Source organism: Acidovorax sp. FW305-C-20-28 (genome assembly GCF_058783375.1).
On record NZ_JBYSYM010000039.1, the window covers coordinates 1 to 12,805 of the forward strand.

The 12,805-nt window shown below is 67.9% G+C and carries 9 protein-coding genes; 4 read left to right on the forward strand and 5 right to left on the reverse strand.

Annotated features, from left to right (window positions below; genetic code table 11):
• Positions 1-128: 128 nt before the first annotated feature.
• The gene (locus tag AC3WOH_RS30150; RefSeq protein ID WP_492232987.1) at positions 129-1,091 is read right to left on the reverse strand and encodes a LysR family transcriptional regulator; all 963 of its coding nucleotides are present in this window, start codon (positions 1,089-1,091) and stop codon (positions 129-131) included.
• A gap of 157 nt (positions 1,092-1,248) precedes the next feature.
• On the opposite strand from AC3WOH_RS30150, the gene AC3WOH_RS30155 reads away from it, so the two are divergent.
• The 4 genes from AC3WOH_RS30155 (at position 1,249) to AC3WOH_RS30170 (ending at position 5,202) form a co-directional block, all read left to right on the forward strand.
• A complete protein-coding gene (locus AC3WOH_RS30155; RefSeq protein WP_492232989.1) occupies positions 1,249-2,187 on the forward strand; it encodes a dihydrodipicolinate synthase family protein in 939 nt (312 codons plus the stop codon).
• Between the two features lie 83 nt (positions 2,188-2,270).
• Complete coding sequence (locus AC3WOH_RS30160; protein ID WP_492232990.1) at positions 2,271-3,239, forward strand: Bug family tripartite tricarboxylate transporter substrate binding protein; 969 nt, start codon at positions 2,271-2,273, stop codon at positions 3,237-3,239.
• A gap of 45 nt (positions 3,240-3,284) precedes the next feature.
• Positions 3,285-3,983, forward strand: a complete 699-nt coding sequence (locus tag AC3WOH_RS30165) for an SDR family NAD(P)-dependent oxidoreductase (RefSeq protein WP_492232991.1) — start codon at positions 3,285-3,287, stop codon at positions 3,981-3,983.
• Between the two features lie 52 nt (positions 3,984-4,035).
• On the forward strand, positions 4,036-5,202 hold the full coding sequence (locus AC3WOH_RS30170; protein WP_492232992.1) for a mandelate racemase/muconate lactonizing enzyme family protein: 1,167 nt from the start codon (positions 4,036-4,038) through the stop codon (positions 5,200-5,202).
• Between the two features lie 3 nt (positions 5,203-5,205).
• Here AC3WOH_RS30170 and AC3WOH_RS30175 read toward each other — a convergent pair whose 3' ends face one another.
• The 4 genes from AC3WOH_RS30175 to dnaG form a co-directional block, all read right to left on the reverse strand.
• Positions 5,206-6,747 (reverse strand): methyl-accepting chemotaxis protein, encoded by a 1,542-nt coding sequence (locus AC3WOH_RS30175; protein WP_492232993.1) that lies wholly within the window; start codon positions 6,745-6,747, stop codon positions 5,206-5,208.
• Between the two features lie 37 nt (positions 6,748-6,784).
• Positions 6,785-7,801, reverse strand: a complete 1,017-nt coding sequence (locus AC3WOH_RS30180) for a Bug family tripartite tricarboxylate transporter substrate binding protein (RefSeq protein WP_492232994.1) — start codon at positions 7,799-7,801, stop codon at positions 6,785-6,787.
• Positions 7,802-8,006: 205 nt separating this feature from the next.
• A complete protein-coding gene (gene rpoD / locus AC3WOH_RS30185; protein WP_492232995.1) occupies positions 8,007-10,376 on the reverse strand; it encodes an RNA polymerase sigma factor RpoD in 2,370 nt (789 codons plus the stop codon).
• 248 nt (positions 10,377-10,624) lie between these two features.
• A complete protein-coding gene (gene dnaG / locus AC3WOH_RS30190) occupies positions 10,625-12,691 on the reverse strand; it encodes a DNA primase (RefSeq protein ID WP_492232996.1) in 2,067 nt (688 codons plus the stop codon).
• Positions 12,692-12,805: the final 114 nt, after the last annotated feature.

Below are 12,805 nucleotides of genomic sequence, written 5' to 3' on the forward strand. Positions count from 1 at the left end.
GGGCAGCGGGGCCGCCTTCTCTTTGGTGACTTTCTCTTGGCGGCCCAAGAGAAAGTTACTGCGCCGCCGGGCGCACACCCCGGCTCCCGCCCTTGATCAAGGCATGCTGCCAACTAACAGGCAAAAGGCTATAAAACCCGCCCCGCAGCCGCCCCAGACAACTCCCACAACCCCTCCGCCACAGGCGCCATCTCCGCCCTCTGCCGATACAAGCGAATCTCCACCGGCACATTCCACTCTTCGCCACCGGCCACCACCAGTGATCCCGCACGCAACTCCTCGGCGATCAGGCTCCGAGGCAACCAGGCCACGCCACGCCCCTCCTGCGCCATGGTCTTGAGCAGCACCGCATGGTGCGCCGTGAACACCACGGCCACGCCGCCGGGGAGGGCGGCGCTGGCGTCGGGCGTGTCCGAGAACACGCTGCGCATGCGCGAGCGCATGATGCGCCCCAGGCCCGAGGCCTCGCTGTAGGCCAGCACGGGCACGGCAGCCGCCTGGCCCATGGCGTGCAAGGGCTGCTGCGGCTGGGCCGGGTCGGGCGCGCTCACGGGCAGCAGCACGTCGTCCGAGATCTGGTGCATCGGGTACTGCGCCTCGTCCAGGCGGCCGGGCACCTCGGCGTGGCCATGGCACAGCACGAACTGCACGCGGCGCTGCAGCATCAGGTCCTCGCAGGCGTGTGAGCTGTCGGACATGGTCTGGATCGGCCCCAGGCGCAGCCGTGCCTCCACGCCCGCCAGCCAGCGCGGAAAAAAGGTCAGTGACAGCACATGCGTGGCCGCAAAGCGCAGGCTGGCGGCCGCAATGTCGTGCGCGGCGCGGGCCTTGATGCGCGCGGCCTCCAGGTTGGCCAGCACGGTTTCGAGCAGCGGCAGAAAGCGCTGGCCCGCGGGCGTGAGCGCGGCGGGGTGGGCGCTGCGGTCGAACAGCTCCACGCCCACCCAGTCCTCCAGTGCGCGGATATGGCGGCTGAAGGCCGGCTGGGCGATGGCGCGGGCCTCTGCCGCGCGCGAGAAGTTGCCGGTCTCGGCCAGGGCCAGAAAGTCTTCCAGCCATTCCAGGTCGAGGGGGCGGTTGCCAGGTCCCATGGTCGTGTGCGCTCGGTAGGTGGGTTGCGGGTGGCTGATGGTTGCTGCAGATAGTTGTATGCGATTCGGGTATTGGACGGTCGACGCCGGCCCGGGAATGATCCATCCCGTACCCCTTCACACGCAACCCCAGTATTCCTACCGGAGACAAGACAGCATGCCTTCCATCGCGAATTATCGCGGGATCATCCCCGCCATTTCCTGCCCCTTCACGCCCGACCACCGCATCGACGAGCCCGCGTTGCGCAAGCTGGCCTCCTGGCTGGCGGGGCACGATGGCGTGGTGGCCATCATGACCAACGGCCACACGGGCGAGGTGTTCTCCCTTACCCCCGCCGAGCGCGCTGAGGTCACGCGCATCGTGGCCGACGAGCTCAAGGGCCGCATGCCGGTGATCTCCTCCATCGTCTGCGAGGGCCTGGCCGAGGCGGCCGAGCACGCCCGTGCGGCCCAGGCCGCCGGTGCCGTGGCGCTGGACGTGATGCCGCCCCACCACTGGCTGCGCTTTGGCTTCACGCCGGGCCATGCGCTGCAGTACTTCGAGGCCATCCACAAGGCCGCCCCCGGCCTGGACCTGGTCTGCCACGTCTATCCGGCCTGGACGCGTGCCTCCTACTCCTCGCAGCTGCTGGCCGACCTGGCGCGGCTGCCCTACCTGCAGGCCTTCAAGGTGGGCCAGCGTGACATGAACAAGTATGCGCGGGACATCCAGGCGATTCGCGAGGCCGACCCGTCCAAGGCCATCCTGACCTGCCACGACGAGTACCTGCTGGCCTCGATGGTGCAGGGCGTCGATGGTGCCCTGGTGGGCTTTGCGACCTTCATCCCCCAACTGATCATCGACCTGTGGGATGCCGTGAAGGCCGGCGACCTGAAGAAAGCCATGGCCGTGCAGGCCGTCATCACCCCGCTCAAGGATGCCGTGTACGGCGGCGGCGAACCCACGGGCGAGGCCCATGCGCGCATGAAGGGTGGCATGTACCTGGCCGGCGTGATCGATGACGCCACCGTGCGCCCACCCACCGAGGCCCCCAACGCCAAGGAGATGGAGGCCCTGCGCGCTGCCGTGGCGCAGGCCGGGCTTCTCAAGCGCTGATTCCCTGGAGCGGGGCGTGCAGCTCCGCTCCATGCACTGCGACGACGACCTTCCAAAAAAGACCAAGACAGGAGACAAGCACCATGCAACGCACGCATTTCGTCCGCGCCACCCTGGCCGCCATCGGGCTGGTGGCCGTGGCCGGCAGCGCCCTCGCGCAAGGCTATCCCAACAAGCCGATCCGGATGGTGATTCCCTTTCCTCCCGGCGGCACGCTGGACACCGTGGGCCGGCTGCTCGCGCAGAAGCTCGGTGAGCAGATGGGCCAGAGCTTCGTGGTGGAGAACAAGCCCGGCGGCAACGGCGTGATCGGCGGCGACGTGGTTGCCAAGGCGCCGGCCGACGGCTACACGCTGCTGTTCAATGCCTCGACCTTCACCACGGCGCCCATGACCATGAAGTCCGTGCCCTATGCGGTGCAGAAGGACTTCGCGCCGATTGCGCTGGTGGCCAAGGCGCCGCTGTCGGTTGCCATCAACAAGAACCTGCCCATCACCGACATCAAGTCGCTCATCGCCTATGGCAAGGCCCACCCCGGCAAGATGACCTTTGCGGTCGGCTCTATCGGCTCGGCCGGCCACCTGTCGACCGAGCTGCTCAAGCGCGCCGGCCAGATCGACTACCTGGTCGTCCCCTACAAGGGCACGGCCCCGGCGTTCCAGGACCTGATCGGCGGGCAGATCGACGGTTTCATCGACCCCATCCTGGGTTCGCTGCAGTACCACAAGAGCGGCATGCTGCGCGTGGTGGCCGTGACCTCGGCCCAGCGTGCCACCAGCCTGCCCGACGTGCCCACCGTGGCCGAGACCATCCCGGGCTACGAGTTCTACAGCTGGTACGGCCTGTGGGGCCCGGCCAGGCTGCCCGCCGAGATCACCCAGCGCCTGAACACCGAAGTCAACAAGGCCCTGGCCGGCGACATGAAGGACAAGCTGCGCGAGCAGGGCCTGCTGCTCACGCCCGGCAGCGTGGAGGACTTCGCCAAATTCCAGCGCAGCGACATGGAGCGCTCGCAGAAGATCGTCACGGAGGGGAATATCCGTGTGGAATGACCTCTTCCATCTGAATGCGCCCACCGGCGAGCGCGGGGTGCAGGCATGACGGCCGGCGCCAGGCATGCCGTGGTCACCGGCAGCAGCAGCGGCATCGGCCGTGCCATCGCGCAGGCGCTGCTCGATGCGGGCTGGCGCGTGAGCGGGCTCGATGTGGCCCAGGCCGGAATCGTGCACCCCGGGTTCACCGCGGTGCCGGTGGATCTTTCGCAGGGCGCCGATATCGCGCGGGCCGCGCTGGCCTTGCCAGCCGTGGATGCCCTGGTGCATGCGGCCGGCGTGCTGCGTGTGGGGCCGCTGGGCCAGCTCGACCATGCGGGCGGCGAGCTGATGTGGCGCCTGCATGTGGACGCGGCCACGCGGCTGGCCGATGCCATCGTGCCCGGCATGGCGGCGCGCGGGCAGGGGCGGGTGGTTTTCATCGGCAGCCGGGTGGCGCAGGGCATGCCCGGGCGCGGGCAGTACGCGGCCACCAAGGCGGCGGTGGTCGCGCTGGCGCGCAGCTGGGCCGCCGAGGTCGCGGGCCAGGGCGTCACGGTGAACGTGATATCGCCCGCCGCCACGGCCACCGGCATGCTGCAGGACCCTGCGCGCGCGGGCAGCGCACCGCGCCTGCCACCCATCGGCCGCCTGATCGAACCCGCCGAGATCGCCGCCCTCGTGGGCTACCTGCTGTCGCCGCCGGCGGCAGCCATCACCGGGCAGGACATCGCCATCTGCGGGGGCTCCTCGCTGCCGCGCTGACGAATTTTCTCCTGCCTCTTCTCTCTTGTTTCCCAACCCACCAGCGACCACCATGAAAATCGTCGACATCGCCGAATCCACCCGTCCCATCAAGTCCGACATCCGCAACGCCTACATCGACTTCTCCAAGATGACCCTGAGCCTGGTGGCTGTGGTCACCGATGTCATCCGCGACGGCAAGCCCGTGATCGGCTACGGCTTCAACTCCAACGGCCGCTACGGCCAGGGCGGCTTGATCCGCGACCGCTTCCGCCCGCGCATTCTGGAGGCCGACCCCGCCAGCCTGCTCGACGCCACGGGCGAGAACATCGATGCCCACAAGGTCTGGGCGCAGATGATGATCAACGAGAAGCCCGGCGGCCATGGTGAGCGCTCGGTGGCCGTGGGCACCATCGACATGGCCGTGTGGGACGCCGTGGCCAAGATCGCCGGCAAGCCCCTGTACCAGTTGCTGGCCGAACGCTATGGCACGGGCACGCCCAACCCGCGCGTGTTCGTCTACGCTGCGGGCGGCTACTACTACCCCGGCAAGGGCCTGGACGGCCTGCGCAAGGAAATGGAGAGCTACCTGGCGCGCGGCTACTCGGTGGTCAAGATGAAGATCGGCGGCGCCTCGCTGGCCGACGACTGCGAGCGCATCGAGTCGGTGCTCAAGATTCTGGGCCCGGGCCAGCAGCTGGCGGTGGATGCCAACGGCCGCTTCGACCTGCCCACCGCCATTGCCTACGGCAAGGCGCTCTCTCAGTACCCGCTGTTCTGGTACGAGGAGGCCGGCGATCCGCTCGATTACGAGCTGCAGGCCAAGCTGGGCGAGGTCTATGCCGGCCCCATGGCCACGGGCGAGAACCTGTTCTCCATGCAGGACGCGCGCAACCTGATCCGCCACGGCGGCATGCGCCCCGACCGCGACTGGCTGCAGTTCGACTGCGCGCTGAGCTACGGCCTGGTGGAATACCTGCGCACGCTCGACATGCTCAAGGAATACGGCTGGTCGCCAAGCCGCTGCATCCCCCACGGCGGCCACCAGATGTCGCTGGCCATTGCCGCGGGTCTGGGCCTGGGCGGTAACGAGAGCTACCCCGACCTGTTCCAGCCCTATGGTGGCTTCCCTGATGGTGTGAAGGTGGACAACGGCTACGTCACGCTGCCGCCGCTGCCAGGCATCGGCTTCGAAGGTAAATCCGACCTGATCGCCGAGATGCGGGCACTGGCCTCGTAAGGCTCAGCGCAAACGGAACACGGCCACGGCTTCCACCAGCTGGTGGGCCTGGCCACTCAGGCTGCCCGCGGCCGCGGCACTCTGCTCCACCAGCGCGGCGTTCTGCTGCGTGGCATCGTCCATGCGCACGATGGCCTGGGTCACGCGCTGCATGTCGCGCGTCTGTTCGGCGCTGGCCTGGCTGATCTCTTCGACCAGCGCGCTCACGCCGCGGATGGAGGCGACCACCTCGTCCATGGTGCTGCCGGCATTGCGCGCCAGGTCGGAGCCGGCCTGCACGCGCTCCACGCTGGCCTGGATCAGCGCCTTGATCTCGCGCGCCGCGCTGGCGCTGCGCGTGGCGAGGTTGCGCACCTCGCTGGCCACCACGGCGAAGCCGCGGCCCTGCTCGCCAGCGCGTGCCGCCTCCACGGCGGCATTGAGCGCCAGGATGTTGGTCTGGAAGGCGATGCCATCGATGACGCCGATGATGTCGGCGATCTTGCGCGAGCTGTCCTGGATGCCCTGCACCACCTCCACCATCTGCCCCACGACCTGGCCGCCGCGCTCGGCCACCGAGGCGCCGCTCTTGGCCAGCTCGTTGGCGCGCTGGGCGCTTGATGCGTTGTGCTGCACCGTCTCCTGCAGCTGCTGCATGGACGAAGAGGTCTCGTCCAGCGACGAGGCCTGGTCCTCGGTGCGCATGCTCAGGTCGGTATTGCCCTGGGCGATCTCGGCACTGGCGCTGGCCACGCCCTCGGCATTGGTGCGCACACCCGAGACCACGCGCTCCAGGTTCTCCTGCATGGCCGCCAGGGCCTGCAGCAAGCGCGCGGGTTCGTCGTTGCCGTCGATGGTGATGGCCGTGGTCAGGTCGCCTGCGGCCACCTTGTTGGCCAGCGACACGGCCACGCGCAGCGGGCGCACCACCGAGCGGGTGATCACCCAGCCCGCGAAGGCGCCCAGGGCCGTGACCAGGGCCAGCGCCACCAGGCTGCTGACCAGGGCGCGGCGCGCAGCCTGCGCGGCCTGCTGGGCAATGGCGGCGCTGCTGTCGGCCACCTGGCGGCTCAGTTCCCCGAGCAGCTTGGCAGGGCCCTGGTCGATGTCGGCCACGTCGGCGTCCCCGGCCGATGCCACGAAGCCCAGCGACTGGAAGGCCTCGAAGCCCTTGCGGTAGCCCTGGGCCATCTGGGTGTGGGCGTCCACGAACTTCTGCAGGGCGGCGCGCTCGCTGGCGTCCACCAGTTGGGGCGCCAGTGCCTTGGCGGCATCGGCCACGCGCTTTTCGCTGGCCTGGAAGGCGTTCCAGTGCAGCTCGCGCTTGCGCGAATCCTCGCCGCGCAGCAGCGTGTTCTTCCACTCCATCACCTGGGTCTTGAACTCGCTTTCCATGCGCGAGACGGCGCGCTCCTGGGCCACGCGCTGCAGCACCGTGGCATCGTAGGTACCCAGGGTGCCGTACAGCGCCGCAATGCCGAAGAGCGCGGCGCCCAGCATCAGCGCGAGCACCAGGCCCAGTGCGCCCGCCATGCGGGTGCCAATCGAATAGCGGGACATGTTCATCAGAAAGTCCTTGCGGTGCGCGCGTTGGCGGCAGGCCTCATGCCTTGAGCTTGAGCAGGTAGACCATCACGCGCGCGGTGGTCAGGTCCAGCTCCATGAACTCGGTCAGGTCCTTGCCCGTGAGCCAGGATGCCTCCCACTTGTTGGTTTTCAGCGTGCGCACCCAGGACTCGTGGGCGGTCGCGGCCTCCACGGCCGCCACCATCTCGGCCAGGCGGGCGGCGGAGACCCCCTTGCCCGTGAACACACCGCGCCAGTTGGCCATGACGGCGTCGATCCCCTGCTCCCGGAATGCGGGCAGGCCGAACACGCTGCGCCGGGCCGACACGCCGATGGCGCGCAGCTTGCCGGCCGCAATCGCTTCGCTGAACTCGCTGTAACCCGACAGGCCCAGGGCGGCCTTGCCGGTGACCAGGGCGTCCACCACCTCGTTGCCGCCGGCAAAAGGGCGGTAGACCAGGGTTTCGGGGTTGGCCTTGGCGGCGCGGGCCAGCACGCCCGCATAGATATGGTCCACCCCGCCGGCGGAGCCACCGGCCACGGGCAGGGCGGGCAGGTCGGCCTTCATCGCGGCGACCAGGTCCTTGGCGCTGCGGATGGACGAGGACGCCGGCACGGCGGCCACCAAGTAGTCGCTGGTCAGGCGCGCAATGGGCTGGATCTGCGTGAGGTCCACGGCCGGCTTTTGCAGCGCCACGGCGCCCACCATCACCATGCCGCCCATGAGCAGCGTGTTGGGGTCGCCCGCGTACTTCTCGGCATAGCGCGCCAGGCCGATGGTGCCGCCCTTGCCGCCCACGTTCTCGTACTCCACCTGGTCCACGGCGCCGGCCCCCACCAGGGCGGCGCCCAGGGCGCGGCCGGTCTGGTCCCAGCCGCCGCCTGCGTTGGCGGGGATCACGATGCGCAGTGTGCCGGCCAGCTTGGCCACCTTGGCAGGCGGGCGGGCCTGGGCCAGCGCGGTGCTGCCCCAGGGGGCTGCCAGGGCGGCAAACGCGGCGGCACGGGCCAGCAGCTTGCGGCGCTGCGTGTTCTCTGGGGTGGTGGCGGTCATGGCATTCCCTCGGTAAGCGGATGTATCCAGTCGCCATGGTGGGCGCTGAAACTGTCATTTGGCTGTCCAGGGTATCAGGGTATACGCCGAAGCGGGTGACATCTGTGGCCGCCACGCCACCATGAAAAACGCCCTGCGCCGCGGGTGCGGGGCAGGGCGTCGGGGGTGGGGAAGGTCCCTTCAGGGGGACGTTCGCCAGAACCGCTTACAGCGAGTCGATGAAGCTGCGCAGCTTGTCCGAGCGGCTGGGGTGCTTGAGCTTGCGCAGCGCCTTGGCCTCGATCTGGCGGATGCGCTCGCGCGTCACGTCGAACTGCTTGCCCACTTCTTCCAGCGTGTGGTCGGTGGACATCTCGATACCGAAGCGCATGCGCAGCACCTTGGCTTCGCGCGGGGTGAGGCCGTCCAGGATGTCCTTGACCACGTCGCGCAGGCCGGCCTGCATAGCGGCATCGATCGGGGCGGTGTTGGCACCGTCCTCGATGAAGTCGCCCAGGTGGCTGTCGTCGTCGTCGCCGATGGGGGTTTCCATCGAGATCGGCTCCTTGGCGATCTTCATGATCTTGCGGATCTTCTCTTCCGGGATCTCCATCTTCGCGGCCAGGATGGACGCATCGGGCTCGAAGCCGAACTCCTGCAAATGCTGGCGGCTGATGCGGTTCATCTTGTTGATGGTCTCGATCATGTGCACCGGGATGCGGATGGTGCGCGCCTGGTCGGCGATCGAGCGCGTGATGGCCTGGCGGATCCACCACGTGGCGTAGGTCGAGAACTTGTAGCCGCGGCGGTATTCGAACTTGTCCACGGCCTTCATCAGGCCGATGTTGCCTTCCTGGATCAGGTCCAGGAACTGCAGGCCGCGGTTCGTGTACTTCTTGGCGATGGAGATCACGAGGCGCAGGTTGGCCTCGATCATTTCCTTCTTGGCGTCGCGCGAGGTGGCTTCGCCTTCGTTCATGCGCTTGTTGATGTCCTTGAGCTCGGTCAGCGGCACCACCACGCGGGCCTGCAGGTCCATCAGCTTTTGCTGCAGTTCCTGCACGGGCGGGATGTTGCGCGCCATCACCGTGCTCCAGGGCTTGCCGGCAGCGGCCTGCTTTTCCACCCACTGCAGGTTCAGCAGGTTGGGCGGGAAGTCCTTGATGAAGGTTTCCTGCGGCATGCCGCACTTGTCCACGATGATGCGGCGCAGCTCGCGCTCCTTCTTGCGCACGTCGTCCACCTGGCCGCGCACCATGTCGCACAGCTTCTCGATGGTCTTGGCGGTGAAGCGGATGGTCATCAGCTCTTCCGACAGGGCGTGTTGCGCCTTCACGTAGGCCGGCGTGCCGTAGCCTTCCTTGTCGTAGATCTTGTGGACCTTCTCGAACAGGTCGCGCAGCTTGTCGAAGCGCTCCAGCGCCTGCTTCTTGAGCTCTTCGAGCTTCTTGGTCAGGGCCTTGGAGCCGCCCTTGCCGTCGTCGTCGTCGGCTTCGTCGAACTCGTCGAAGTCTTCTTCGGCCACGTAGTCGTCGGCCTCGTTGGGGTTGGAGAAGCCGTCCACGATGGTGGAGATGACGACCTTGCCCTCGCGGATCTCCTCACCCATGTTGAGGATCTCGGCGATGGTGGCGGGCGATGCGCTGATCGCCTCCATCATGGCCATCAGGCCGCCTTCGATGCGCTTGGCGATTTCGATTTCGCCTTCGCGCGTGAGCAGTTCCACCGTGCCCATTTCGCGCATGTACATGCGCACGGGGTCGGTGGTGCGGCCGAATTCGCTGTCCACGGTGGACAGGGCGGCTTCGGCGGCTTCTTCGGCTTCTTCTTCACTGGCGCCCGTGGGGGCGTTGTCGGTGATGATCAGCGCTTCGGCATCGGGCGTCTGCTCGTACACGGCCACGCCCAGGTCGTTCAGCGTGGTGATGACGGCTTCGAGCGTTTCGGCATCGACCAGCTTGTCGGGCAGGTGGTCGGAGATTTCGACGTGCGTGAGGTAGCCGCGCGTCTTGCCCAGCTTGATCAGGGTTTTCAGGCGCGAGCGGCGCTTGGCCAGGTCTTCCTCGGACAGGACGGTCTCGTCCAGGCCGAATTCCTTCATCAAGGCGCGTTCCTTGGCCTTGCTGATCTTCATGCGCAGCGGCTTGACCTTCTCGGCCGTGGGCGCGCTCTCGGCTTCGGCCTCGACTTCGCCTTCCAGGTCGGATTCGATGTCCGACAGGTCGGCGTCATCGCCGCTTTCCTCGGCGCCGCCTGCGGCTGCCTTGGGCTTGCGGCCGCGCTTGGCGGGCACCTTGGCCTCGGCCGTGGCGGCACCTGCGGCCTTGGCGGGGCGGCCGGGGCGCTTCTTGGGCGCTTCTTCGCCGTCTGCCTCGACGGCCTTGGCGCGGGTTTTCTTGAGTTCTTCGGGGGCTTCCGTCTTCTCGGCAGACTTGTTCACAGGCACTGGTTTCACTTTCTTGGCGGCAGGGGCGGGCGCAGCGGCGGCTTTGGAGGCCACGGCCTTGGCCGGAGCCTTGGCCGCAGTTTTGGAGACGGCCTTCGCGGCGGGGGCTGGAGCGGACTTGGATGGCTTCGCGGACTTTTGAGCGGGCATGAACAACCTCAGAATCAAAAACGGACACAAAGAAAACGCAAGCGCCACAGATCCCGGCGCGGGTGGCACTGCAAAAGCCGTGCTTTTGCAGTTCGAGGGGCATCCCTCAGGGGCAAGATGTCTGGGCGAACATTTGGTGTGCAGTCCTTGCGATGGGTGGGCGGTTGTGCGCGTTTGTCACGGTGGCCCGGCTCGGAGGTGCTGCTGTCGCTCTTGCCTAACCCTACATTATACCATTTGGGCCGATTTCAAGCCGCTTTGGGGCCTGTGCCCAATAAAACAACGCGTTTTTGCTCCAGAACGCGGTAACGCTCCAAGGCCGTGGGGTCCTTGGCGGCCTGCAGGACCAGCAGTTTCTGCTCTTCCTGGATGCCTTCGATGAGCATGCGGTTCAGTAGATCCCGCAATTCCAGCCGGAGTTCCGCCAGTTCCCCCTCGGTCTGGGCATGGGCGCCGGTCATCACCTTGACGGCCAGCTCCTCGCACTCATGGTCGCGCAGGCTTTCGCGCAGCACGGCCCAGGCCAGCGGGCCGTGTTCGTGGAATTGCGCTTCCAGCCAGGTGAACAGCGGCCCGTGGGGCGCCGGCTGGGCGCACAGGGCCGTGTGGTCGTCGTGGGTGAGCTCTTCGAGGAAACCCATGTGCGACAGCAGCAGCCGCGCCGCATGGTCGGCCCGGCCCATGGCGGGCGTGCGCGGCAGGCGGGGCTGGGGCGGCCAGGGCGCGTCCTTGTCGCGTTTGCTCCATTTGCCGCTGCCACCACCTTTTTTCCAGTCGCCTCCACCGTTTTTGCGGAACGGGGGCTTGCCGCCACCTCCGCCATGGCCGCCGCCCGGATAGTCCTCGTAGCCGCCGGGCGAGCCGCCTCCGCCCACATAGTCGGGCCCGTGGTGGGGTTGCCAACCATCGAGGTCGGGCGCGGCTTCGCCCCAGGGGGGCTCGTCGGCATAGGGGCTGGCGGCGGGGGGCTGGGCGCGGGGGGGCGGGGCGGGCGCGCGGGCGGGCTCGCGGCTGCCGCCGGGGTTCCACAGCTCCGACAGGTCGCGCGCGTTGAGCTGGGTGAGTTCGGCCAGTTCGCCCAGCAACTGGCGCTTGAGCACGCCGTCGGGCAGCGCCGTCCACAGCGGGCGGGCGTTGCTGGCCATGTGGGCCCGGCCCTCGGCAGTGGCCAGGTCGCAGCCCTCGCTGGCCGATTCGACCAGGAAGCGGCTCAGCGGCACGGCATCGCCCACGTGCCTGGCAAAGGCATCGGTGCCGTTCTCGCGGATGAAGCTGTCCGGGTCGTGCTCGGCCGGCAGGAACAAGAACTTGATGCTGCGCGTGTCCGTGGCGTGGGGCAGGGCGCCGTCGAGCGCCTTGCGCGCGGCGCGCCGGCCGGCGCCATCGCCGTCGAAGCTGAACACCACCGCATCGGTGAAGCGCAGCAACTTGTGCACATGTTCGGGCGTGCAGGCCGTGCCCAGCGTGGCCACCGCGTTCGGAAAGCCGAGCTGCGCCAGGGCCACCACGTCCATGTAGCCCTCGGTCACCAGGGCGTAGCCCTGTTCGCGGATGGCGGTGCGCGCCTCGAACAGGCCGTACAGCTCGCGCCCCTTGTGGAAGACCGGGGTTTCTGGCGAGTTGAGGTATTTGGGCTTGTCGTCGCCCAGCACGCGCCCGCCAAAGCCGATGCATTCACCCTTGACGTTGCGGATGGGAAACATCACCCGGTCGCGGAAACGGTCGTAGCGCTTGTCCTGGCCCTCCTCGCCCACGATGACCAGGCCGCTTTCCTCCAGCAGCGGGTCGTCGTAGCGCGGGAACACGCTGGCCAGGCTGCGCCAGCCCTCGGGCGCATAGCCCAGGCCATAGCGCTTGGCCACGGCGCCCGAGACGCCCCGGCCCTTGAAGTAGGCGATGGCGCGCTGCGATTCGCGCAGCTGGCGGCGGTAGGCGTCGCCGGCCTTCTCCAGCACGTCGGTCAGCGTGGCCTGCTTCTGGCGGGCCGCGGCGGCGCGCTCGCGCTCCTGGGGCGAAACATCGTCGTCCGGCACCTGCAGGCCCACCTGCTGGGCCAGGTCCTGCACCGCCTCGACAAAGCCCATGCCCGCATGGTCCATGAGGAAGCCGATGGCATTGCCGTTCTTGCCGCAGCCAAAGCAGTGGTAGAACTGCTTGGACGGGCTGACGCTGAAGGATGGCGACTTTTCCCCGTGGAAGGGGCACAGCCCCATGAAATTGGCCCCGCCCTTCTTGAGCTGGACGTAGCGGCCCACGATCTCGACCACGTCGGTGCGGGCCAGCAGCTCCTGGATGAATGACTGGGGGATGGACACCCGGGCATTTTCCTCTATCCGCAATGCCCGCGGGCGGACCCTGAATCCGGCGGCCCGATGGCCCCTGAAAGACGAAACGTTCCGAGTCAGCGCACTGGGCCACTATTCATCCAC

Bases quoted from the DNA above. Each gene is read 5' to 3' on its own strand.
- AC3WOH_RS30150 (WP_492232987.1), bottom strand. From the start codon at position 1,091: ATGGGACCTGGCAACCGCCCCCTCGACCTGGAATGGCTGGAAGACTTT.
- AC3WOH_RS30155 (WP_492232989.1), top strand. From the start codon at position 1,249: ATGCCTTCCATCGCGAATTATCGCGGGATCATCCCCGCCATTTCCTGC.
- AC3WOH_RS30160 (WP_492232990.1), top strand. From the start codon at position 2,271: ATGCAACGCACGCATTTCGTCCGCGCCACCCTGGCCGCCATCGGGCTG.
- AC3WOH_RS30165 (WP_492232991.1), top strand. From the start codon at position 3,285: ATGACGGCCGGCGCCAGGCATGCCGTGGTCACCGGCAGCAGCAGCGGC.
- AC3WOH_RS30170 (WP_492232992.1), top strand. From the start codon at position 4,036: ATGAAAATCGTCGACATCGCCGAATCCACCCGTCCCATCAAGTCCGAC.
- AC3WOH_RS30175 (WP_492232993.1), bottom strand. From the start codon at position 6,747: ATGAACATGTCCCGCTATTCGATTGGCACCCGCATGGCGGGCGCACTG.
- AC3WOH_RS30180 (WP_492232994.1), bottom strand. From the start codon at position 7,801: ATGACCGCCACCACCCCAGAGAACACGCAGCGCCGCAAGCTGCTGGCC.
- rpoD (WP_492232995.1), bottom strand. From the start codon at position 10,376: ATGCCCGCTCAAAAGTCCGCGAAGCCATCCAAGTCCGCTCCAGCCCCC.